19 protein-coding genes are annotated in these 20,406 nt (G+C 55.4%); 11 read left to right on the forward strand and 8 right to left on the reverse strand.

Translation table 11 applies throughout. The features are described 5' to 3' along the window. Positions 1 to 8: 8 nt before the first annotated feature. Positions 9 to 428, forward strand: a complete 420-nt coding sequence (locus tag ABWV33_RS08455; RefSeq protein WP_353330036.1) for an NUDIX hydrolase — start codon at positions 9 to 11, stop codon at positions 426 to 428. On the opposite strand, the gene ABWV33_RS08460 is transcribed toward ABWV33_RS08455, so the two are convergent. The 4 genes from ABWV33_RS08460 to ABWV33_RS08475 form a co-directional block, all read right to left on the reverse strand. Then, the gene (locus ABWV33_RS08460; protein ID WP_353330038.1) at positions 415 to 3,819 is read right to left on the reverse strand and encodes an efflux RND transporter permease subunit; all 3,405 of its coding nucleotides are present in this window, start codon (positions 3,817 to 3,819) and stop codon (positions 415 to 417) included. The genes ABWV33_RS08455 and ABWV33_RS08460 overlap by 14 nt on opposite strands. Positions 3,820 to 3,825: 6 nt before the next feature. After that, positions 3,826 to 5,286 carry an efflux RND transporter periplasmic adaptor subunit gene (locus ABWV33_RS08465; RefSeq protein ID WP_113825488.1) on the reverse strand — a complete coding sequence of 487 codons (1,461 nt, stop codon included), beginning with the start codon at positions 5,284 to 5,286 and terminating at the stop codon, positions 3,826 to 3,828. A gap of 107 nt (positions 5,287 to 5,393) precedes the next feature. Continuing rightward, positions 5,394 to 5,936, reverse strand: coding sequence for a molybdenum cofactor biosynthesis protein B (gene moaB / locus ABWV33_RS08470; RefSeq protein WP_353330040.1), 543 nt, complete (start codon positions 5,934 to 5,936; stop codon positions 5,394 to 5,396). A 3-nt stretch (positions 5,937 to 5,939) separates the two neighbouring features. Continuing rightward, the gene (locus ABWV33_RS08475) at positions 5,940 to 6,704 is read right to left on the reverse strand and encodes a uracil-DNA glycosylase (protein ID WP_353330042.1); all 765 of its coding nucleotides are present in this window, start codon (positions 6,702 to 6,704) and stop codon (positions 5,940 to 5,942) included. A gap of 852 nt (positions 6,705 to 7,556) precedes the next feature. On the opposite strand from ABWV33_RS08475, the gene ABWV33_RS08480 reads away from it, so the two are divergent. The 5 genes from ABWV33_RS08480 to plsY are packed head-to-tail and all read left to right on the forward strand — an operon-like array spanning position 7,557 to position 11,271. After that, complete coding sequence (locus ABWV33_RS08480) at positions 7,557 to 8,495, forward strand: aspartate carbamoyltransferase catalytic subunit (RefSeq protein WP_121998311.1); 939 nt, start codon at positions 7,557 to 7,559, stop codon at positions 8,493 to 8,495. After that, positions 8,488 to 9,015, forward strand: coding sequence for a hypothetical protein (locus ABWV33_RS08485; RefSeq protein WP_353330044.1), 528 nt, complete (start codon positions 8,488 to 8,490; stop codon positions 9,013 to 9,015). The genes ABWV33_RS08480 and ABWV33_RS08485 overlap by 8 nt, the downstream gene beginning before the upstream one ends. After that, positions 9,012 to 9,389 (forward strand): hypothetical protein, encoded by a 378-nt coding sequence (locus tag ABWV33_RS08490; protein WP_113825493.1) that lies wholly within the window; start codon positions 9,012 to 9,014, stop codon positions 9,387 to 9,389. The genes ABWV33_RS08485 and ABWV33_RS08490 overlap by 4 nt, the downstream gene beginning before the upstream one ends. Further along, positions 9,386 to 10,663 (forward strand): dihydroorotase, encoded by a 1,278-nt coding sequence (pyrC, locus tag ABWV33_RS08495; RefSeq protein WP_353330047.1) that lies wholly within the window; start codon positions 9,386 to 9,388, stop codon positions 10,661 to 10,663. The genes ABWV33_RS08490 and pyrC overlap by 4 nt, the downstream gene beginning before the upstream one ends. Continuing rightward, a complete protein-coding gene (plsY, locus tag ABWV33_RS08500) occupies positions 10,663 to 11,271 on the forward strand; it encodes a glycerol-3-phosphate 1-O-acyltransferase PlsY (RefSeq protein ID WP_353330049.1) in 609 nt (202 codons plus the stop codon). Before pyrC ends, plsY begins: the two co-directional genes overlap by 1 nt. 62 nt (positions 11,272 to 11,333) lie before the next feature. Here the strand turns inward: plsY and ABWV33_RS08505 are convergent, their stop codons facing one another. The 4 genes from ABWV33_RS08505 to ABWV33_RS08520 all read right to left on the reverse strand — a co-directional run bounded on the left by ABWV33_RS08505 (position 11,334) and on the right by ABWV33_RS08520 (position 14,955). Next, complete coding sequence (locus tag ABWV33_RS08505; protein ID WP_121998307.1) at positions 11,334 to 12,704, reverse strand: glutamate--cysteine ligase; 1,371 nt, start codon at positions 12,702 to 12,704, stop codon at positions 11,334 to 11,336. Between the two features lie 156 nt (positions 12,705 to 12,860). After that, a complete protein-coding gene (locus tag ABWV33_RS08510) occupies positions 12,861 to 13,391 on the reverse strand; it encodes a hypothetical protein (RefSeq protein WP_353330051.1) in 531 nt (176 codons plus the stop codon). Further along, positions 13,388 to 14,233, reverse strand: a complete 846-nt coding sequence (locus ABWV33_RS08515) for a GNAT family N-acetyltransferase (RefSeq protein WP_353330053.1) — start codon at positions 14,231 to 14,233, stop codon at positions 13,388 to 13,390. Before ABWV33_RS08515 ends, ABWV33_RS08510 begins: the two co-directional genes overlap by 4 nt. Then, positions 14,230 to 14,955: a 16S rRNA (uracil(1498)-N(3))-methyltransferase gene (locus ABWV33_RS08520; RefSeq protein WP_353330055.1), complete on the reverse strand. Its 726-nt coding sequence runs from the start codon at positions 14,953 to 14,955 to the stop codon at positions 14,230 to 14,232. Before ABWV33_RS08520 ends, ABWV33_RS08515 begins: the two co-directional genes overlap by 4 nt. Before the next feature lie 12 nt (positions 14,956 to 14,967). Here ABWV33_RS08520 and ubiA point away from each other — a divergent pair, with 12 nt between their 5' ends. The 5 genes from ubiA (at position 14,968) to ABWV33_RS08545 (ending at position 20,372) form a co-directional block, all read left to right on the forward strand. Beyond that, entirely contained in the window at positions 14,968 to 15,930 is a 963-nt protein-coding gene (gene ubiA, locus ABWV33_RS08525; RefSeq protein WP_353330057.1) for a 4-hydroxybenzoate octaprenyltransferase, read from the forward strand. 63 nt (positions 15,931 to 15,993) lie between these two features. After that, positions 15,994 to 17,946 carry an OmpA family protein gene (locus ABWV33_RS08530; RefSeq protein ID WP_353330059.1) on the forward strand — a complete coding sequence of 651 codons (1,953 nt, stop codon included), beginning with the start codon at positions 15,994 to 15,996 and terminating at the stop codon, positions 17,944 to 17,946. Beyond that, positions 17,946 to 18,257: a hypothetical protein gene (locus ABWV33_RS08535; protein WP_113825502.1), complete on the forward strand. Its 312-nt coding sequence runs from the start codon at positions 17,946 to 17,948 to the stop codon at positions 18,255 to 18,257. Before ABWV33_RS08530 ends, ABWV33_RS08535 begins: the two co-directional genes overlap by 1 nt. Positions 18,258 to 18,497: 240 nt before the next feature. Continuing rightward, entirely contained in the window at positions 18,498 to 18,986 is a 489-nt protein-coding gene (locus ABWV33_RS08540; protein ID WP_164618406.1) for a CBS domain-containing protein, read from the forward strand. Between the two features lie 21 nt (positions 18,987 to 19,007). Then, positions 19,008 to 20,372 carry an ArsB/NhaD family transporter gene (locus ABWV33_RS08545; RefSeq protein ID WP_353330062.1) on the forward strand — a complete coding sequence of 455 codons (1,365 nt, stop codon included), beginning with the start codon at positions 19,008 to 19,010 and terminating at the stop codon, positions 20,370 to 20,372. Positions 20,373 to 20,406 lie beyond the last annotated feature (34 nt).

Raw genomic sequence — 20,406 nt, forward strand, 5'->3', positions numbered from 1 at the left:
AGCGATCCATGTCACAGACCCCACTTCTTGGCGCGATTGCTGTTGTCATCCATGACGGCAACGTTCTTCTGGCGAAGCGCAAGAAACAACCCGATGCAGGCATGTGGGGGTTTCCCGGCGGACATGTGGAATGGGGAGAAACCGCATTGGCTGCGGCGGCACGTGAATTGCACGAAGAAACCGGTGTGCAAGCCGATCCTGTCGATTACCTAACCAACTATGATCTTTTGCGCACGGATGTTCGGGGGCAAGTCACCACCCATTACCTGTTGGTTGGCGTTGCCTGCACCTTCGTTAAAGGCACCCCCTTTGCTGCGGATGACGTCAGCGATGCAAAATGGTTCCCTATTGAAGAAGTCCGCGCAAACACCCTTCCGATGAGTGCGCGGGTCATCGACCTGATGGAACTGGCCCTTACACGCCTTTAGCCCTTGAAAACGCGCGCCAATAAAACATCACGGCCAGCAGATAGATCACGAACACAATAGCCAGTGCTCCAATCACAAACGCAATCAAGCCAGCGCGCATCGCATCCATATCTGCAAGTTGCGGTAGGGCAGCCAGAATGGTTTCAGGCAAGTGCCCAAAAAATGCCGCCCAAGCCACTGTCGCAGCAAGCCATCCAACAACGGCAATAGACGCTCCAAAAGCAATCGCGCGGATACCCCGGTCAGGACTACGGATGGCCCGGCGCAGAGCAGTCAGAGGGCGTGAAACGTCGCGCTGAATTGCGATCAGGGCCGGGACAACCAACAACACCAAGCCCATGCCAAAACCCAATCCGTAAACCAGCGTGATCACGGTTGGTTTCAAAAACTGAGCCTGCTGCGAACTTTCATAAAGCAGTGGAGCAAGACCCAAAACCGTTGTCAAAGTTGTCAGCATCACAGGTCGCAAGCGGTCGGCAGTCCCATCAATGATAGATGGGACCAAACCGCGTTCTTCTGCGTATTCGTCAATCGTGGTGACCAGAACAATTGAATCGTTGATTATGATGCCGGTCATGCCCAGCAATCCCACGACCGTGAACATGCTGAGCGGGACAGACCAAACGTAATGTCCCCAAATGGTGCCAACCAATCCAAACGGAATGATTGCCATGACCACCAGCGGGCGCGTCCAACTGGCAAATACCCACGCCAACACCAGATAGATTCCGGTCAGGCACAAAATCAAACCCGTACGCGCATCATTGAGGAAATCATCCTCTTGTTCACTGAGGCCAGACATGCGCCATTCAACTTGTCTTTCGCTGGCAATTTTAGGCAGAATTTCTGCTCGCAGAGCTTCGGTAATTTCGCTGGCGCGGGCGGGATCGTCCTCGGAAATATCACCAGTGACAGAAATCAGGCGAACACCGTTTTCGCGTCGCACCGTTGAAAATCCTGTGCGTTGGGTAACCGACACGATATCCGCAAGCGGCACGTAAACACCTTGTGGAGATCGCAACAGAGTGCGTTCAAGGAAGTCCGCGGTTAACTCCCCATCAGGTAACTCAACCCGAATTTCAGCACTGCGCGGACCCTCAGGATACGTCGCAGCCTCGATCCCGTTCAACCGGGCGCGCAGCGCACGGCCCAATGTTTCGATCGTGAAGCCCAGAGACTGCCCCTGAGCAGTCAAATCCAGGATAACCTCTTCTTTGTCGTAGGCTAGGTTGTCCTCAACCGCTGACACTTCGGGATACCGTAAAACCGCAGTTTGCAGATCCTCCGACGCCGCCTTCAGCGTGGCAACATCTGCCCCATAAAATTGCACATCCAAAGCATCGCCACCGGGTCCAGACCGCCATCCTCGAAAGGTGACAATCTCAGCCATTGGATGACGCACGACCATGTCTTGCAACTCGCCCACAAAAGCAAAGCTGGAATAGGGCCGCAGATCTGCGTCAATCAACTCAATAGAAATACCGCCCAGAAGATCCTTTTCCTTGGTATCTACGCCAGACAACCCCCAGCCTGCATTGCCGCCAACTTCGGCCATGACATAATCCAGTGGGTTGCGCCCATATTCCTCTTCGTATTGGGCGCCTAATGCCTCGGTCGCGCGTTGCATCTCCCGCATCATCTCTAGGGTATCTGCACGTGTGGCCCCTTCGACCATCGCGAAATTCCCCGTCACAGAGCCGCGTTCGGGGGCATTAAAGAATCGCCACTTCACATCTCCCTGAATGAAAAGTGCCGCCTGACTTGCTAGGATGACCAATGCACTGGCGAAAACCACATAGCGCCCCCACACGACCCATCCCATAAGCGGGCGGAAAAGATGATCCCGCACCCAGCGGAACCCCCGGTTCACGACCCGGTTCGGCAAATCATACCAATGCTCTTTGGTCGAATGCGCAATGGCGTGGGACATGTGGTTGGGCAAAATCAGGAAACATTCGACCAGCGATGCAATCAGAACGACAATGACTGTGAACGGGATATCCCGGATCAAATCGCCAAACCGACCGCCAATCGAGATCAGCCCGAAAAAGGCAATCACGGTCGTGAGCGTGGCCGCAAAGACAGGCATCGCCATCCGCTGCGCGGCGCGCTCTGACGCCACAACCGGATGCTCCCCCAGACGCCGCGCCCTGAAATCTGCGTGTTCGCCGACCACAATCGCATCATCGACAACAATGCCCAACGTAATGATCAGACCAAACAGCGAGATCATATTGATCGTCAGACCTGCAACATACATGAGCGCTATGGCCGCAAACATCGCCGCCGGGATCCCTGCGGCGACCCAAAATGCAATGCGCGCGTTCAGGAACAAGAACAGCAATGCAACGACAAACACCAACCCCATCAGGCCATTGTCGACCAGAATGTCCAGACGTCCGGTGATCGCCGCCGCTCGCGTTCTGATCAGCTCCAGTGTTACGCCATGTGGCAAGCTGAGTTGCATTTCATCTGCAACCTTTTGCACCGCGGCCTGAATCTTGATCGCATCCCCTTGAGTCGACCGGTCAATGCGTATCGACATTGCCGGGTCTTCACCGACAAAATAACTGCGGTTGCGGTTGACCCCTTCGACCCGAATGGTCGCCACATCCCCAATCGTCAATTTTGAACCATCTGCATTGGATCGCAATACAATCTGTTCAATCTCTTCCGGTGTGCGTTTGGCTACGCCCGTGCGGACACGGGCATTTGCCCCCGACACATCCCCGGCTGGATCCGCATTCACCTCGGCGGCGATTGCCGAAGCAATGTCGGACATCCCGATATCATTCGCAATCAGCTGAGCAGATGGCACTTCGACAATGGTCTGAGGCGCGGCCACCCCTCTTATCGAAGTACGCGTCACCCCTTCGGCAAACAGCCGAGTAATAAACTCATCCGCGAACAGGCCCAGTTGCTCTGGCCCGATCGGACCGGTGACGACAACATCCGTTACCCTGTCGCGCCAGACCCCGCGCCGAACGGTTGGATCCTCTGCATCCGCAGGCAAGGTGGTCACCCCATCCACAGCAGATTGCACGTCATCACCAGCTCGAGACATGTCCCAACCCGGTTCAAACTCAAGCTTGATCGAGGCCGTCCCTTCGCGTGAGGTGGACTCCGTACTTTCCACCCCGTCCACAGCTAATAAAGCAGGTTCAAGAACCTGTACAATCGCGCTGTCTACGTCTTCGGGGCCTGCACCGTCCCAAACCACCCCAACGCTGACGTTTTCAACGATGACATCCGGAAAAAACTGCGCACGCATGTTCGGGATCGAAGCGGTTCCCAGCACCACCAAGACAACCAACAACAGGTTCGCCGCCGTTCGGTGACGTGTAAAATAACTTAGAATACCGCCCGCAGCACTTGGGATCTCGCGCATCATGGGGCCTTATCCCCCCATCCGAGATTCAATGCGTTTGACCAGTTTCATAGGCACTTTTGCCTCGGTCAATTTTTCCAGAACACGGGCTTTCATCGCTTCGGGCATCTTTTTGTTGCCTTCCACGAAAGCAACCAATTTAGCCCGTCGCTCGTCCGTCAGTTCCAACATCGCCGCTTCGGGCTGGGCTTGGGTTTGCGGCCCGTCGCGCAATGGGCGCACACGGATACCCGCCCCAAGCAATGGTGTGCGCCCAACGATCACTTCGCGCCCCGCCAAACCAACGCCGCGCAACAAAACTTCATCCCCTTGCCGGCGCACCAACTCCACATTCAGGCTTTCCAACCGCTCCTCCTCGCCCAAGATAAGAACCGAATGCGTCGCATCCAGCGAAGAAGCCGGTAATCGAACGACACCGGACAAAGGCGGTTCATCCACCAAAACCGTGACAAAATCGCCGGGTTTAAACCCCGGCGCATCAGAGAGGCGCGCGAAAATCAGACGACCCGATTGGCCATCCCCTGCAGCGGCTGCATCGCGGCTAATTACACCCGTAGCTCGTAGATCCGCACCGGTGACATCCAAAGCGACAATAACTGGCGCTGGGATCAACTGTCCTGTTTCATCCAGCAACCGCGCATATTGCGCAGTCGACACCCGAAACGCGACCTCAAGCGACATGGGGTCGACCAATTCGGCCAATTTTTCGTTGGCTGATACCAAGCGCCCTTCGACTAGGTTTACCGATCCGAGTGTCCCACTGAAACCTGCCGTCACAGTGGTTTCCTGAACATCACGTTCAGCGGCATCCAACGCGATTTGAGCCCGTGCTAAACGCGTGATGGTTTGATCAACCCGAGATTCAGCCTGAGCCACCGCGATACGCCGCGCCAAGACTGCCTGTCGGGCCGATGCCAGCGCCAATTCTGCCGTTTCTGCTGCCGCAGCTGTTCCAACCCCACGATCTTGCAAATCAATCTGTCGCTTCAGGGCGCGCGCACGCAAATCGGACTGATCTACAGCCGCTTGCAATTCATCACCGGCAAGGATCAATGCACGTCCTGCGTCTCGTTCTTCGGCTTTGGCGTCCAGAAAATCTGAATTGGCGCGATCCAGAGCTGATTGCGCATCTGCGGGATCAATTCGAACCAATACATCGCCCTCTTTGACTGATCCTCCCTCTTCAAACGTCTCGGCCAAGGCAATGATCCGCCCCCCCGCCGCCGCGCGCAGTTCCAGCGTGCGTCGGCTACTGACCTGACCGAATGCTTCCAAAATTGGTGTGATCGTAGCCAGTTCTGCCGTTAGAACATTCACTGCAAAAATGCGTTCACGGGCCTGCGGAGCTCGCTTTTCGTCGGCCAATCGGGTTTGAACGGCGCCTAGAACCAATTGTCCGGCATAAATTAACAGCGCAAGCGTCAAAGACGCCAAAAACACGCCTACAAGGCTCTGCCGGAGAAACCGCATTCAATTCCCTTTTCTGGTCGCATTAAGCTGCCGTACCTTCAATGTAGCCGGGCACCATGAAATGCCAAGCCACAAGGCGGTCACTTTGGGTTCAACGTCTGGTCAGATTACTTCCGTCGCTGATGTTCGTCCAATCGCGGAAAAATCTCGACAAAATTACAAGGACGATGCCGGTAATCGAGCTGTTTCTCCAGAATGCCATCCCAAGCATCCTTGCAAGCCCCGGGGCTGCCGGGCAGTGCAAACAGGTAGGTTCCTCCGGCAACACCGCCTGTGGCTCGGGACTGCACCGCAGACGTGCCGATCTTTTCCATCGAAATAAAAGTAAAGATGGTGCCAAATGCATCCATTTCCTTTTCATAGACATCGCGATGGGCCTCGACGGTCACATCCCGCCCCGTCAATCCGGTGCCGCCAGTGGAAATCACCACATCAATTTCAGAATCCGCTACCCAAGCCTGCAATTGGTCTGCAATCTCAGCCCGCTCATCGCGTAAGATTTTGCGAGCAGCAACGGTGTGACCGGCCTTTTCGATCCGATCCACCAGCGTCTTGCCCGATTTATCATCTGCAACGGCACGCGTATCAGACACCGTCAAAACGGCAATGCGGACTGGGATAAAGGGTTTGGATTCGTCGATGCGTGACATGGTTCAGGTTCCAGTTTTCAGCTTTGCTTGTAATTCCAAGAGGTCCGCCCAAGCCTGTCGTTTCGCCTGTGGTTGCCGCAACAATTGTTCTGGTGAAAGCATTGGCAATACAGGGCGCTTCAGCGCCTGCTCCCACTTCCCACGCAATCGGGTAATCCCTCGTTTGCCCAGAATGGCCTGACAGCTGATATTCCCCATCAAAACCAACACGTCGGGCTGCACCAGTTCGATATGTCGCTCAAGGAATGGTTTGAGCATCCCGATTTCATCGGGCCGCGGGTCTCGGTTCTGTGGCGGTCGCCATGGCAAAACGGTCGTTATATAGACGGACGTTTCCCGATCCAGATTGATCGCGGCAAGCATCTTGTCCAACAAACTGCCTGCGGACCCCACAAATGGTCGACCGGCTCGATCCTCTTCTCGCCCCGGGGCCTCACCGATGATCATCACTTTAGCCGCCGGGTTGCCGCCCCCAAACACCAGATTGCGTGCGCCCTTTTTCAACTCACACAACTCAAAATCGGCCATTGCCGCTTTGAGATCTTCCAGTGATCCAGCTTTGAGTGCGAGTTTCTGCGCAACCGCAGCCGGATCTTCTGCCGCTGGTTTTATCGGGATCACACCCGGTTCAGCTTGTTTTGGCTTGGCTGTGGTATCGGGCAACGCATATCGATCCACCGGGCTATCGCCGATGGTTTCAGTGACGCCCAGCTCTATCTGCCAATCCAGCAGTGCCCGCGCGGTATAATAGTCGATGGCCGATTCCATGGCGCCCACTTTATCCTGCCCTGCGGTGAGGGAAAGCGGATTGGCACTTGCCAGGATCGTATCTGGCACCGACGATGCAAAAAACCGGATCAAAACCCATGCGTAGCTTCATTTGCCTTCTTGCTAGCGGACTGATGGCCCTTTTCTTTACGGCCCAATCCTTTGCTGGCGAAATTCGTGTAGGATTTCACACTCAATGCCCTGTTGGCACCCACCAATGCGGGGCGAGTGGATGTTGCGCCCTCAGTGAGCGGTGTTCTTGGGATGGATACTGTATCCCGCTAGGGGGCACCTACTGCGGCGGCGGGCGCTCCTGCCCCGTTGGTCAGTACTGTAGCGACGGGGGCACACGGTGTGAGGCACACGGCGCTAGCAAATGCACCAGTGGTCTTGTTTGCCCGCCCGGAACAAAGTGCTCGGCGACCGGGGCCTGCATCCCAAAGGCCCGCACTGATTGTCGGAATGGCTCCGCCTGCCCCGTAGGAACAACCTGTCTGCCCAACGGAGGCTGTACCAGACCGGGTGAGTTCTTGTGCGAAACCGGGTCGCAATGCCGTCCTGGTTTCAAATGCTCGCTGATCCGCGGGTGTGTTCCGCAAAATGCTGTGGATTGCGGATATGGAAAATGGTGCAAACCAGGTCAGCTATGCCTGAAGGATGGGGCATGTTCCTCGATCGGGGCGACACGCTGTCAGGGCGGCCCCCTTTGCGAATTGGGGTTCACCTGTCAATCTGACGGAACATGTCTTCCAACACCGCCCAAACAAGAGGGTGATTAACCCTGCCACAACATATTGCCCCTTTGGCGGGACCTTTCTATAAGCGGGAAAATTGTCAGATCGGAGCTGCGCCATGAGTTTTGCCCACCGTCACCTTCTTGGCATCGAGCATCTTTCCCCCAGCGATATTACCGCCATTCTGGATCTGGCGGAAACCTATGTCGATCTGAACCGACAATCGACCAAGCATGCCGATGTTCTGTCAGGCATGACCCAAATTAATATGTTCTTCGAAAACTCGACCCGGACACAGGCATCTTTCGAGTTGGCCGGCAAGAGACTGGGCGCGGATGTAATGAATATGGCCATGCAGGCCAGCTCGATCAAAAAGGGCGAAACCCTGATTGACACGGCTATGACACTGAACGCGATGCACCCGGATTTGCTGGTGGTGCGGCATCCCCATTCGGGCGCGGTTGATCTGTTGGCGCAAAAAGTGAACTGCGCCGTGTTGAACGCCGGGGATGGAAAACACGAGCACCCGACGCAGGCATTGCTTGATGCGCTTACCATTCGCCGGGCAAAGGGACGCCTGCACCGGCTGAACATCGCGATTTGCGGAGATGTTGCTCACTCTCGCGTGGCCCGTTCAAATTTGATCCTGTTGGGCAAGATGGAAAATCGCATCCGATTGGTTGGACCACCCACTTTGGTGCCTAGCCAGTTCGCTGATTTCGGGGCTGAAATTTATGACGACATGCACGAAGGCCTGAAAGACGTCGACGTGGTGATGATGCTACGCCTCCAAAAGGAACGGATGGACGGTGGTTTCATCCCATCCGAGCGTGAATACTACCATCGGTACGGTCTGGATGAAGCGAAACTCTCATTGGCCAAAGCCGATGCGATTGTCATGCACCCCGGCCCGATGAACCGGGGCGTTGAAATCGACGGCCAGCTTGCCGATGACATAAACCGCTCGGTCATTCAGGAACAGGTCGAAATGGGCGTTGCCGTCCGTATGGCCGCGATGGAACTGCTGGCCCGAAATCATAGGGGTCAACATGACTGATCCGCTGGTCGTTGCCGCAGGTGAACACGCGGTTCTGCGTTTGTTTTCACTGGATATGCGACCAGAAGAGGCGCGGTTTCTACGTGAACCCGGTGCTGCCGCTCAAATTTTGGGTGTCTGTGGCTTGGACCCAGATCAAGTCGAAATCTTTCCCCTCACTGACCTACAGGATCTAGGATTGGTTGGATACCTGACCGAAGGGTGCGGCCTCTCGCTAGATCAATTGGACATCGCAAAGTTGGACGCCCTCACAGGGTGGGTCATGCTCCTGCGCAGCAAAGCCTTTGACGGTCAATCCATGCAGTTGCGCCCCAACCCAAACGTTTTACTGGTCGGCGTCTATACCGAAGACGGCACCGATTGGACCGCGCAACACATCCCCACCAAAAGCGCCCAACCTTATTCAGCACAGCGCAAATCACCGCGCCAGATCCGATCAGACGCCCGGCGCATCGGATTTGGCCTGTTTGCGGTGATCATGACCTTGATCATACTGGCAGTGTTAAAGGTGGCCCTATGACCCGTTTCACCGCAGACCGTGCTGCCTATATCCGATCCCATACATGGCTCGCAGCCCTTGGGATGGGGGGGGCGATGGCTATTCTTTGGATCGTTGGCAACCCATACGTCTGGACAGGTGCGCCCGCAGGATTGGCCGCAATCGCGATCCGCGGCTGGTATCTCGCCAGTGAAGAGTTATCAGCCGTTTGGGAAGTCAAAGAAGGTGCCCTGATAGGTCCCGGCCCACGCACGATACAATTGTCTCAAATCGAAGCGGTCAAAACCATTGGCAGCTTTGTACAGATCATCACAAAATCCGGTGATAAGCATCTGATAAAATACCAAGCTGATCCAGCCGCGACCAAAACCGCCATCGAAAGGGCACTGACATGAGCGACCTCCTCTTTACAAATGCCCGCCTTATTGATCCCGAAGCCAATACCGACACGCTTGGATGGCTACACGTGCGCGATGGCATCATCCAAAGGCAAGGATCGGATATACCGCCGTCCATCGACACCATCATTGACTGTCGGGGGAAATGCCTGGCCCCCGGCATCGTCGACATTGGCGTCAAGGTTTGCGAACCCGGTGAACGGCACAAAGAAAGCTATAAGTCTGCCGGGGCCGCTGCAGCCGCTGGTGGCGTTACGACGATGGTCACGCGCCCAGACACCACGCCCACAATCGACAATCCTGAAACGCTAGAATTCGTGACCCGTCGGGCCCAAGCCGAAGCCCCAGTCAATGTTCTGCCGATGGCGGCGTTAACCAAAGGGCGCGAAGGCAGCGAAATGACAGAAATCGGGTTCCTGATGGATGCAGGCGCAGTGGCCTTTACCGATTGCGATCACGTTATCAGCAACACCAAGGTATTCACACGCGCGCTGACCTACGCACGGTCCTGTGGGGCGCTGGTTATGGCCCATCCACAAGAACCGATCCTGAGCGCGGGTACTGCCGCCACCAGTGGCAAATTTGCCGCCCTGCGTGGGCTTCCTGCTGTGTCACCGATGGCCGAACGCATGGGATTGGATCGCGATATCGCTCTGCTGGAAATGACCAGTGCCCGTTACCACGCCGATCAAATCACGACAGCCCGTGCCTTGCCAGCGTTGGAACGTGCCAAAAACAACGGGCTCGACATTACCGCCGGGACATCGATTCATCACCTGACGTTGAATGAGCTGGACGTTTCCGACTATCGCACCTTCTTCAAGGTTAAACCACCACTGCGATCCGAAGACGACCGACAGGCCGTTATTGAAGCCGTGCGAACGGGCCTGATCGACATCATCAGTTCGATGCACACCCCACAGGACGAAGAAAGCAAGCGTCTACCGTTTGAAGAGGCCGCAGCCGGGGCGGTTGCAATGGAAACGCTGCTGCCAGCTGCGCTGCGTCTTTACCACTCTGACCAATTGGATTTGCCAACCTTGTTCCGCGCCATGTCGCTAAATCCTGCAAATCGCCTTGGTCTAAACAGTGGACGGCTGTCCGCTGGCGCCCCTGCTGATCTGGTTCTGTTTGATCCTGATGTGCCCTTTATTCTGGACCGCGCCACTTTAAAATCCAAATCGCAGAACACACCTTTTGATGGTCAGCGGATGCAAGGTAGAGTGCAGGCAACATATGTTGCCGGACATGAAATCTATCGGAGAGCCTGATGCCGCCTTTTGACTCTACATCTGCCCAACTGATCCTTTGGGCCGTTATCGGCTACGGGCTGGGCTCGATTCCCTTCGGCATGATCCTTGCCAAAGTCATGGGGCTTGGCAATCTGCGTGACATTGGGTCTGGCAATATCGGCGCAACCAACGTCTTACGCACTGGCAATAAATCAGCGGCTGCGCTGACACTGTTGTTTGATGGTGGCAAAGGCGCAGCGGCCGTCTTAGTTGCGCGCGCGTTCGCAGGTGAAGACGCTGTTCAAATTGCCGCGCTGGCCGCATTTGTCGGTCACTGCTTTCCGGTTTGGCTTGGGTTCAAAGGCGGCAAAGGTGTTGCCACGTTCCTTGGCATTTGGTTGGCGCTTGCTTGGCCAGTTGGCGTCGCGTGTTGCCTGACATGGCTCGTTGGGGCCGCCCTGTCGCGTATTTCGTCAATGGGAGCTTTGTGTGCGGCGGCAGGCTCAACGCTTTGGGCCGTTGGCTTAGGGTATGGCACCAATCTGATACTGGGGATCGTTTTGACCCTGCTGGTCTATTGGCGTCACAGCGCAAATATTTCGCGCATTCGGGCCGGAACCGAACCCAAAATCGGGTCGAAGAACTGAATTCCCTCCGCGCCGGCATGCGGCGCGAGAGGTTTTTCTAAGGCGAGCGAAACCAGCCCAGATTAATAGCTGTAATCGCCGTAGATCTTGCTTAGATCCCCGTTCCAATCGCCGTGGTAACGCTCCAACAATTCATCAGCCGGCACTTTTCCGCTGTCCAGACTGTCTTTCAGCGCATTCAGGAAATGGGTTTCATCCGGAACCAAACCACCGGCACCTTCTTTGGCACGCGCCTTTAGGCCCGCTTCAGAAATCGCCACCACCTCGCGGGCAAGATCATGCATTTTGATATTGCCGACCTGCGCCTGCAGGGCCGTTTCGCTGGCAGCCACCCGCAACCCTTCGCGGGTTTCAGCATCCCAACCTTTAACCAGATCCCAAGCCGCATCCAGCGAAGACTGATCATACATCAGCCCAACCCAGAAAGCAGGCAAAGCACACAAACGACGCCACGGACCCCCATCCGCGCCGCGCATTTCCATGTACTTTTTAATACGCGCTTCGGGGAATGCTGTGGTGAGATGATCCGCCCAATCGCTAAGCGTTGGTGTCTCGCCGGGCAAAGCTGGCAGTTTCCCTTTCAGGAAGTCGCGGAACGACATGCCCAGCGCGTTGATGTACTGCCCGTCGCGGTAGACGAAATACATCGGCACATCGAGCGCATATTGAACGTATCGTTCAAAGCCAAACCCTTCTTCGAACACAAAGGGCAACATTCCTGTGCGCGCGTCGTCCAAATCCCGCCAAATCCGGCTGCGCCAGCTTTTATGTCCGTTTGGCTTGCCTTCAAAGAACGGCGAATTGGCAAATAGCGCCGTCGCAACAGGCTGCAAAGCCAAAGCAACGCGCAACTTCTGCACCATGTCGGCCTCGGACCCGAAATCGAGGTTTACCTGAACGGTACACGTCCGACGCATCATGGAACGGCCCATTGTGCCAACTTTTTCCATGTAATCGTTCATCAGCGTGTACCGGCCCTTGGGCATCAGTGGTACTTCGTCATGTTTCCAGATCGGTGCAGCACCAAGACCAATAAAGCCAACGCCGATCTCATCAGCGATATCTTTGACCTCACGCAGGTGAATGTTCACCTCGTCGCAGGTTTCGTGAATCGTTTCTAACGGGGCGCCGGACAGTTCCAGCGCGCCACCAGGTTCTAGCGAGACATTGGCCCCGTCTTTTTCCAACCCGATCAGATGCGCGCCTTCGCGCACTTCGGACCAACCGTGCCGGTCACGCAGACCTTCGAGAACCGCAACAATCGACCGTTTGCCTTCAAACGGCAGTGCCTTGTGCGTGTCTTTGCAATACCCGAACTTTTCGTGCTCGGTTCCGATGCGCCACTCTTCTTTTGGCTTACATCCATCGGCCAAATACTCGGCCAGTTGTTCATGGCGTTCAATCGGCCCACCGCCGGACTGAGGAATGGACATAGGGCGCGCTCCGTCATTCGCTGCATGCATTATATGCCGAGAAGTGGGCAGATTCATGCTGGGTGTCAATGGATGGTCAGCTCAAAGTCTGACCAGATTTTCACGCTTGCGTGTTCTTATCCACGTTGTCCATGGGAAAACGTTGTCTTTCACTTTCTAGTGCAAGCGCATGTGGGGCGGGCGTTCCATAGTATTTCGTTCCCAAATCACCACCGGCAACCCACCTGTTCCTGTCAATTCTGCAAGCATCCGCTGTGTTTGCAGACCGGGCAACGTGGAAAACACGTCAAACAGATCATCCGCGCCCTCGGCAGTGATTGGAATATGCAGCGGCGGTTGACCGTGTTGATCCAAAATCCAATGCGCAGGCTTCGCGGTTGGATCCAACGTCAGTTTCTCAAGGTTCTCGGTCGCGATCACCCCCCCAGTCAACGGGCCGTAATAAGTGATCTGCCGCTCGTCCACCAAAACGATACCGGGGCCGCCACTACCGGTGCGAAAGCGGGCACGTTGCACGCCAACCACAACCACGACGGAGGCAATCACCACAACAGCCCAGCCAATACCGCCCAGCAATCCACCAGGGCCAGAGATCCAGCTTAACCCAAGCAGGGCCAATCCGATGCCAGCCAGAACCTCGCGCCAGCGCCATAATTCAGCTCGGGCTTCGGGTCGGATGAAACTCATGAACGTATCTCCTGTGGTTGACCAAGTAGCGCGATCCGATACCAACCAACCTGCTCAAACCCGATCGCCTCATATGCGCGAGCAGCCGGTGGGTTGTTGGCAAACAACACCGCCACTTTTTTCCCATTTCCTTTGGCTTCCTGTAACAAACCCAGTGTCACATCTCGCCCATATCCACGCCCACGCATGTCAGAAGGAACATATACCCCACCGACCTGCACATGATCAGACACAATGGCATTCAAAGAGGCCATGGCAACAGCTTTTCCCTGCTTCATCAAGAGACGCACACGCCCGGTTTCAAGGTCTGATCTCGCGCGCGCCGGTGCGATTTTTTTGGCCTCTTCCGCGCTGGCTTGATTGGTATCCGTCAGATACTGCGCAAACCATCCCTCCAACAGGGGCACATCGCTCGGCTCCATCGGGCGACAGTCCACGGTTTGTGCCGACATTTGTGACAGCTCTAACCGGTACAGCGGCTCATCGTGGTTCAACCGAAATTCACCGTTGTCCAACCCCAAAGCTACCAACGTCGTTTCAACCTGCGCGGTTGGTCCTGTCATACCCAATACCGTGGACCCGGAAATCGAACGTGCAAACGCAGTGGCAGCGTCGCTGGTGAGGTCGGGCATTTGCACCATCAAGTATCCGCCCTTGGTCACACCAAAGACACCAACAATGCCTTCCACCTCCCGAAGAAAGATCCGAGACGAAAGCGGGTGGTCGCTAATCCCAACACCCTGAGACGCGAGGTTGCTGCGCAAAAACATCGAGCTGGCAGCGTGTTCCGCCAGAAATGCATCAATCGCCACCGCGTCGTCTTGCGTCGCTTCGCGGATCATCCCCAATCCCCCAAGGCCTGCTGCCATACCGTCATGGCGGCCACAGCAGCCGTGTCAGCTCGCAAAATCCGCGGCCCCAAGCTGACGACATGGGCAAAGGGCTGCGCCCACAACCGTTTGCGTTCAGCGTCTGAGAACCCGCCCTCGGGCCCAATCAGAATCGCCCAAGGTTGCCCCGGTGTTTGTTCCGCCAATTGTTTTGCCGCGCCAACCTCGGCTTCGTCGCAGAACATCAATTGCCGCCCATCGGGCCATTGATCCAACACACGGTCCAGCTTTTGCAACGCCGCAACCTCGGGAACATAGGTGCCACCACATTGTTCGGCGGCCTCAACCGCGTGAGCCTGAAGCCGGTCCTGTCGGATACGTTCTGAGTTGGTATAGGCAGTATGGACCGGCAAAATCCGTGCGGCCCCCATTTCGGTGGCCTTTTCAACAATGAAATCTGTTCGGGTTTTTTTGATTGGCGCAAACAGCAACCAAAGGTCCGGCGGCATCTGCAGCGGTTTGGTCTGTTTCACACACACCAGTACCCCGCCCCGTTTGCCAGCCTCGGCCACATCGGCCAGCCATTCACCATCTCGACCGTTGAACAGCAACACCTGTCCTCCCACGGTCATCCGCATCACGCCAAAAAGGTAATGCGCCTGATCGCGATCCAAAGGAACCGATTGCCCATCCCCTAGCGGGTGCTCTACATACAGTCTGATCTTTGCACTCATGAAAGCCTACATATGCAAGGCAATGCCCCAACACCAGATGGTCAGGTCTCTGACGCACCACAAGACAACTGGGTCGACCAATATGCCCCAGCGTTTTCACGCCCCTACCTGCGCCTGAGCCGTGCAGACCGACCAATTGGGACGTGGCTGCTGCTCATCCCCTGTTGGTGGGGGCTTGCGCTGGCAATCTTGGATGACCAAAATCCGAGCCTGTTTGATCTGTGGATCGCGGTTGGCTGTGCGCTCGGGGCGTGGCTGATGCGTGGCGCTGGATGTACATGGAATGACATCACGGATCGCGACTTTGATGGTCAGGTCGAGCGCACACGATCACGGCCGATACCGTCTGGGCAAGTAAGCGTGCGCCAAGCCTTGGCATGGATGATTTTGCAGGCCCTGCTGGGTTTGGCAATTTTGTTAACCTTCAATCAGGCCGCAATCGCTCTTGGTGTCCTCTCGCTTTTGCCCGTCGCCGTTTATCCCTTTGCTAAACGGTTCACGTGGTGGCCACAGGTTTTCTTGGGCCTGGCCTTTAATTGGGGCGCGCTTTTGGCCTGGACCGCGCACAGCGGATCATTGGGCGCACCGGCGTTGTTTCTATACGCCGCAGGCATCGCCTGGACGTTGTTCTATGACACGATCTATGCGCACCAGGACACCGAAGATGATGCCCTGATTGGTGTCAAATCTACAGCCCGCCTGTTTGGACAGGATACCGCGCGCTGGATGAAGTACTTTCTGGTTGCAACCGTGTCCTTAATGGGACTGGCCGTGATCGAAGCCGGGCTGCCCGACGCTTCTTTTCTGGCTCTGGGTCTGGCCTTGGTAGGGCCCTGGGCAATGGGCTGGCATATGACGTGGCAGCTTCGAGGATTAGATATCGAAGACAACGCTAAGCTGCTGCAACTCTTCAGGGTAAACCGCGACACTGGCTTTATTCCGCTTATCTTCTTTTGTGCTGCACTGCTGGCATGATTGCGTCCGAAGGGCGGGGAATGTATGACGACACTTAAAGACCATACGAAATAGAACTGAAATATGCGCATCCCTCTTTCGATTGTGGTCGCCTTGACCTTTCTACTGGCTGCAGGAGTCTCTCTTGTTGCTGCCAGCTTTGCTGTTACTGCAGTAGAAGAAAACTCTGAAATTGCAGTCCGCCGGACGCTCGATGAACAAGGCCACGCCTGGGCCGAGGTTCAGGCAGATGGGCTGCGTGTCATTGTAAGCGGCACCGCCAAAGATGAAGCCACCCGCTTTAATGCCCTTAGCGTGATTGGCGGCGAAGTGGATCCATCCCGCGTCATCGACCAGATGAAAATCACACCCACAGCGGATCTTGCTGCGCCTCGGTTCTCAGCCGAAATTCTGCGCAATGACTCTGGTGTCTCCATCATTGGCCTTATTCCAAGCAGCGTTGATCGCGACGCTATCATCCGCGCCCTGCGGGATTTGGATAAAGCCCACAAAGTCACCGACTTGTTAGAGATGGCGGACTATCCCAAACCTACGGGCTGGGACGATGCTATGAGCTACGCCATGGCGGCCCTTCGAGTGCTGCCCCGCTCAAAAGTATCGGTGAGCGCTGGACGAGTCGCCGTGATTGCGATCTCGGATAGTCGCGCGCAAAAGGAAAAGCTGGAACAGGAATTGACCAAAATGGCGCCACCCAGTCTTCGGATAGGGTTGGACATTGCGGCCCCTCGCCCGGTGATTACCCCCTTTACGCTGCGCTTTATCCTAGATGAGACGGGCCCTCATTTTGATGCCTGTTCGGCGCAGGATGACACTGCAAAAAAACGCATTCTCAATGCGGCCCACGCTGCTGGTCTGGAAGGCAACGCAGAGTGCACTGTGGGAATGGGCGTCCCTTCCCCGAACTGGGCACGCGCATCTGAATTGAGCATTCAGGCGTTATCCGAGCTAAAAGTGGGCTCCGTAACCATATCAGACGCCGATATCACTCTCATCGCGGCCCAAGGCACAGATCCAGCGCTTTTTGATCGCGTGATTGGCGAATTGGAAACAGCGCTCCCAGATGTTTTTGCTCTGCACCCGGTTTTACCGGAACCTGAGACAAAAGATTCCATCGGCCCCCCGGAATTCACAGCCACCCGCAGCCCCGAAGGGCTGGTTCAATTGCGTGGTCGCTTGGGTGACGAAAACCTACGCCGGATGGTCGACAGCTATGCAAAGGCTGCTTTTGGATCAAGTTCGGTGTACACTGCGACACGCCTGACCCCTGATTTGCCCAGCGAATGGCCCGTACGGGTCCTTGCGGGGTTGGAAGCCTTATCCTTTCTCAAGAATGGCGCCCTGACGGTGACACCGGACAAGGTCAGCTTGCGCGGTGTGAGCGAACAAAAGGATGCGAAATCCGAAATTGCACGCCACCTGTCAGAAAAGCTGGGTGAAGCGCAGAATTACGCGCTTTCGATCACATATCAGGCCCCACCAGAGCCGCTCGATAAGGACATCGCACCGGAAGAATGCGAAGCCCGGATCGCGGATATCCAAAGTCGTGCAAAAATTGCCTTTGAGCCGGGATCCGCGACAATTGCCACGGAGTCGTTGAAAACCGTCGATCTGATTGCAGACGTTTTGAAAGTATGTGGCCCGATCAGAATGGAAATTCAGGGGCATACGGATAGTCAGGGCCGCGCGACAATGAACCAACAGCTCAGCCAATCCCGTGCGCAATCAGTCCTCAACGAGCTTCGCGCCCGCCGCATTTTGACGTCGAGCTACGGCGCCGTCGGTTATGGGGAAACACAGCCAATCGGCGACAACGACACCGAAGAGGGTCGTGAGGAAAACCGCCGCATTACGTTCAGATACATTCGCCCCGCCGACCTGGAAGAAACCGAAACGACGCTGGACGCGATCGCAGAGCAACCCGCAGGTGCGGTTGACGGCGCCCCCGAAACACCCGCAAACCAAGATACCAACCCGGCAGAAGACAACGCACCGGAAACCGCTGGAGAGGATCAGTAATGAACCGTACCGAATTCATCATCGCCACTGCGATCATCCTCTTTGTTGCATTTGTCATGGGTTGGTTTGCCAACTGGCTGGTCCACCGCGTGACACGCGTCCGGCAAAGCGACGTTGCCGATCTGGATCGGATGAGCCAGGAACTGCACGAAGCGGAAGAAACCCGCGATCAGGCCATCACATACCTGCAGCAACGTGAAGCAGAGCTTACAAATCAGCTGACTCAAACCGAAGCAGAACTGGCAGCTGCCATGGATGGCCTGCGCGCCGCCCGCCAAGATGCTGAAGAACTCCGAACGCAACAGGGTTGAACCGTTTATTCACTGTCAGAACAAGACCCTAGATCTCATTAATTGAGCAGGATTTTGACGTACCACACATATGAAAAAACTCTCAGGAATTCAGACATTTGGTCTGGGCAAATCCATCCCAGAATGAAAAGAAGAGCCCCATAATCTAATCCTTGTGATACGCACCTTTTCTGGTGGCTCTCTCAAATTTGGGATGATCTGCTTTTGAACGGTATGTGCGTACCCAATAAAGGTCCTGATATGGGTTTGAAATGCATTGACGTAATGGTTCCGCCGCACAAGCAAAGAACCATTCACCCCAACGACAGCATTGCGGCCGCGTTTAACACCATCAAAGACAGCCGTGCCCGCTTCCTGCCGGTGGTCGATGAAAATGGCTTTTACAAAGGCGTGTTTACCGCACCAACTCTCTTGAAACTAATCCTGCCCCGCGCAGCGACAATTGGCATGGGCGCAGATAGCACCCGCGTGCCAATGGAAAGCCTGGGCTTCATGAGCCTCAGCAATTCTGATTTTGATGCTCAGCTTGAGCGTTTGAAAGACGAAAAAGTGTCGGACAACATGTCTAATCCGGCCAACATCCCAGTAACCGCCCCCGACACCCCTGTGATGGAGGGGATTTTTCTGGTCTACAAATTTAAGCGACACGTCATTTTGGTGGAGCCAGAAACCAACCGTTTTGTAGGGACCGTAAGCGCAAACTCCTTGCTCGATAACGTTCTGAGCTAACAAGAAAACCGGACAAAACCCGTGACAACTCAATCTAATTCACACGGAGGGGCCACCCTCTCCGTTCCCGATCTCTTGGGTGTTGACCCAGTTTGGATCGCAACAGGCATCTTGATCTTGGTCTATGCCGTTCTCATCACAGAAAAGGTAAACCGCGCCATTCTTGCAATGCTGGGGGCCTCATTGATGGTTCTTTTCGGCATTATCAATCAGGAACAAGCCATTGGAGGGGTGGATTCAAACACACTCGCCCTTCTCATAGGAATGATGGTCATCGTGGGCATCACCAGCAAATGTGGCCTATTCCAATATGTCGCGATCAAAGCTGCCAAAACGGTCAATGCGAATCCCACTGGCATCTTGATCATGCTCACGCTGATCACCGCTGTGTTTTCCGCCTTGCTGGATAACGTGACCACAGTGCTACTGATTGCACCGATCACCTTGCTGATCACGGATGCGCTTGAAACCCGTGTCTTTCCCTTTTTCATCGCTGAAATTCTAGCCTCGAATGTGGGGGGCACCGCCACTTTGATCGGTGACCCGCCCAATATCATTATCGGTTCCGCAGCCGGCCTCAGCTTCAATGAGTTTGTTGTTAACCTTGCCCCGATTTCCGCTATTTGCTTGGTGGTTCTGACAGGAATCATTTACCTCATGAACCGAAAAGAACTGGCTGCGATCCCCGCCGAAGCCAGCGCTCGAATCATGAAGTTCAAAGAAAACGAAGCGATCACAGACAAGCCCATGATGTTCAAATCTCTGGGCGTTCTTGGCTTAGTGATCTTTGGGTTTGTGGTTGGGCACGGTTATGGTGTTCAGCCCGGCACCTCAGCGCTTGCTGGGGCGGCTTTGTTGATGTTGCTGGCCTATGGCCACCAAGACGGCGAAGAGCAATCCGAGAGCGTGCACCACATCTTTGGCGAAGTCGAATGGGTCACCATCTTTTTCTTCGGTGGGCTGTTTGTGATCGTGGCCGGTGTCGAACATGTTGGCCTGCTGGCTTTCTTTGGGGAAAAGGTGCTGGAACTGACCCAAGGCGATCTGATGATGACATCCTTCTTCATCTTTTGGGCATCGGGCATATTGTCAGCTATTCTGGACAACATTCCGTTTGTTGCCACCATGATCCCCTTGATTGAATCCACTGCGGACACGTTCGGCGGCCCCGAGGCAATCGAACCCTTGTGGTGGTCGCTAGCGCTCGGTGCGTGTTTGGGCGGCAACGGTACCCTGCTAGGGGCATCTGCCAACCTAACGGTGGCGGCATTCGCTGAGAAAGCCAAACAACCCATTGGGTTCATCGCCTTTGTCAAAATTGCGTTTCCAATCATGATCCTGACACTGATGATCGCCAACGTGTATATCTGGCTGCGCTATTTCTAAGGTCAACTGGACCGGACAACAAGAAAGCGACGCG

Source organism: Phaeobacter sp. NW0010-22 (genome assembly GCF_040365955.1).
GTDB lineage: Bacteria > Pseudomonadota > Alphaproteobacteria > Rhodobacterales > Rhodobacteraceae > OMPR01.

Excerpts from the sequence above, each read along its gene's own strand:
- ABWV33_RS08485 (WP_353330044.1), top strand. The coding sequence starts at position 8,488 with ATGACTGATCCGCTGGTCGTTGCCGCAGGTGAACACGCGGTTCTGCGT.
- ABWV33_RS08455 (WP_353330036.1), top strand. The coding sequence starts at position 9 with ATGTCACAGACCCCACTTCTTGGCGCGATTGCTGTTGTCATCCATGAC.
- ABWV33_RS08530 (WP_353330059.1), top strand. The coding sequence starts at position 15,994 with ATGCGCATCCCTCTTTCGATTGTGGTCGCCTTGACCTTTCTACTGGCT.
- ABWV33_RS08480 (WP_121998311.1), top strand. The coding sequence starts at position 7,557 with ATGAGTTTTGCCCACCGTCACCTTCTTGGCATCGAGCATCTTTCCCCC.
- pyrC (WP_353330047.1), top strand. The coding sequence starts at position 9,386 with ATGAGCGACCTCCTCTTTACAAATGCCCGCCTTATTGATCCCGAAGCC.
- moaB (WP_353330040.1), bottom strand. The coding sequence starts at position 5,936 with ATGTCACGCATCGACGAATCCAAACCCTTTATCCCAGTCCGCATTGCC.
- ABWV33_RS08465 (WP_113825488.1), bottom strand. The coding sequence starts at position 5,286 with ATGCGGTTTCTCCGGCAGAGCCTTGTAGGCGTGTTTTTGGCGTCTTTG.
- ABWV33_RS08460 (WP_353330038.1), bottom strand. The coding sequence starts at position 3,819 with ATGATGCGCGAGATCCCAAGTGCTGCGGGCGGTATTCTAAGTTATTTT.
- ABWV33_RS08535 (WP_113825502.1), top strand. The coding sequence starts at position 17,946 with ATGAACCGTACCGAATTCATCATCGCCACTGCGATCATCCTCTTTGTT.
- ubiA (WP_353330057.1), top strand. The coding sequence starts at position 14,968 with ATGCAAGGCAATGCCCCAACACCAGATGGTCAGGTCTCTGACGCACCA.
- ABWV33_RS08490 (WP_113825493.1), top strand. The coding sequence starts at position 9,012 with ATGACCCGTTTCACCGCAGACCGTGCTGCCTATATCCGATCCCATACA.
- ABWV33_RS08510 (WP_353330051.1), bottom strand. The coding sequence starts at position 13,391 with ATGAGTTTCATCCGACCCGAAGCCCGAGCTGAATTATGGCGCTGGCGC.
- ABWV33_RS08520 (WP_353330055.1), bottom strand. The coding sequence starts at position 14,955 with ATGAGTGCAAAGATCAGACTGTATGTAGAGCACCCGCTAGGGGATGGG.
- plsY (WP_353330049.1), top strand. The coding sequence starts at position 10,663 with ATGCCGCCTTTTGACTCTACATCTGCCCAACTGATCCTTTGGGCCGTT.
- ABWV33_RS08475 (WP_353330042.1), bottom strand. The coding sequence starts at position 6,704 with ATGGAATCGGCCATCGACTATTATACCGCGCGGGCACTGCTGGATTGG.
- ABWV33_RS08540 (WP_164618406.1), top strand. The coding sequence starts at position 18,498 with ATGGGTTTGAAATGCATTGACGTAATGGTTCCGCCGCACAAGCAAAGA.
- ABWV33_RS08515 (WP_353330053.1), bottom strand. The coding sequence starts at position 14,233 with ATGATCCGCGAAGCGACGCAAGACGACGCGGTGGCGATTGATGCATTT.
- ABWV33_RS08505 (WP_121998307.1), bottom strand. The coding sequence starts at position 12,704 with ATGTCCATTCCTCAGTCCGGCGGTGGGCCGATTGAACGCCATGAACAA.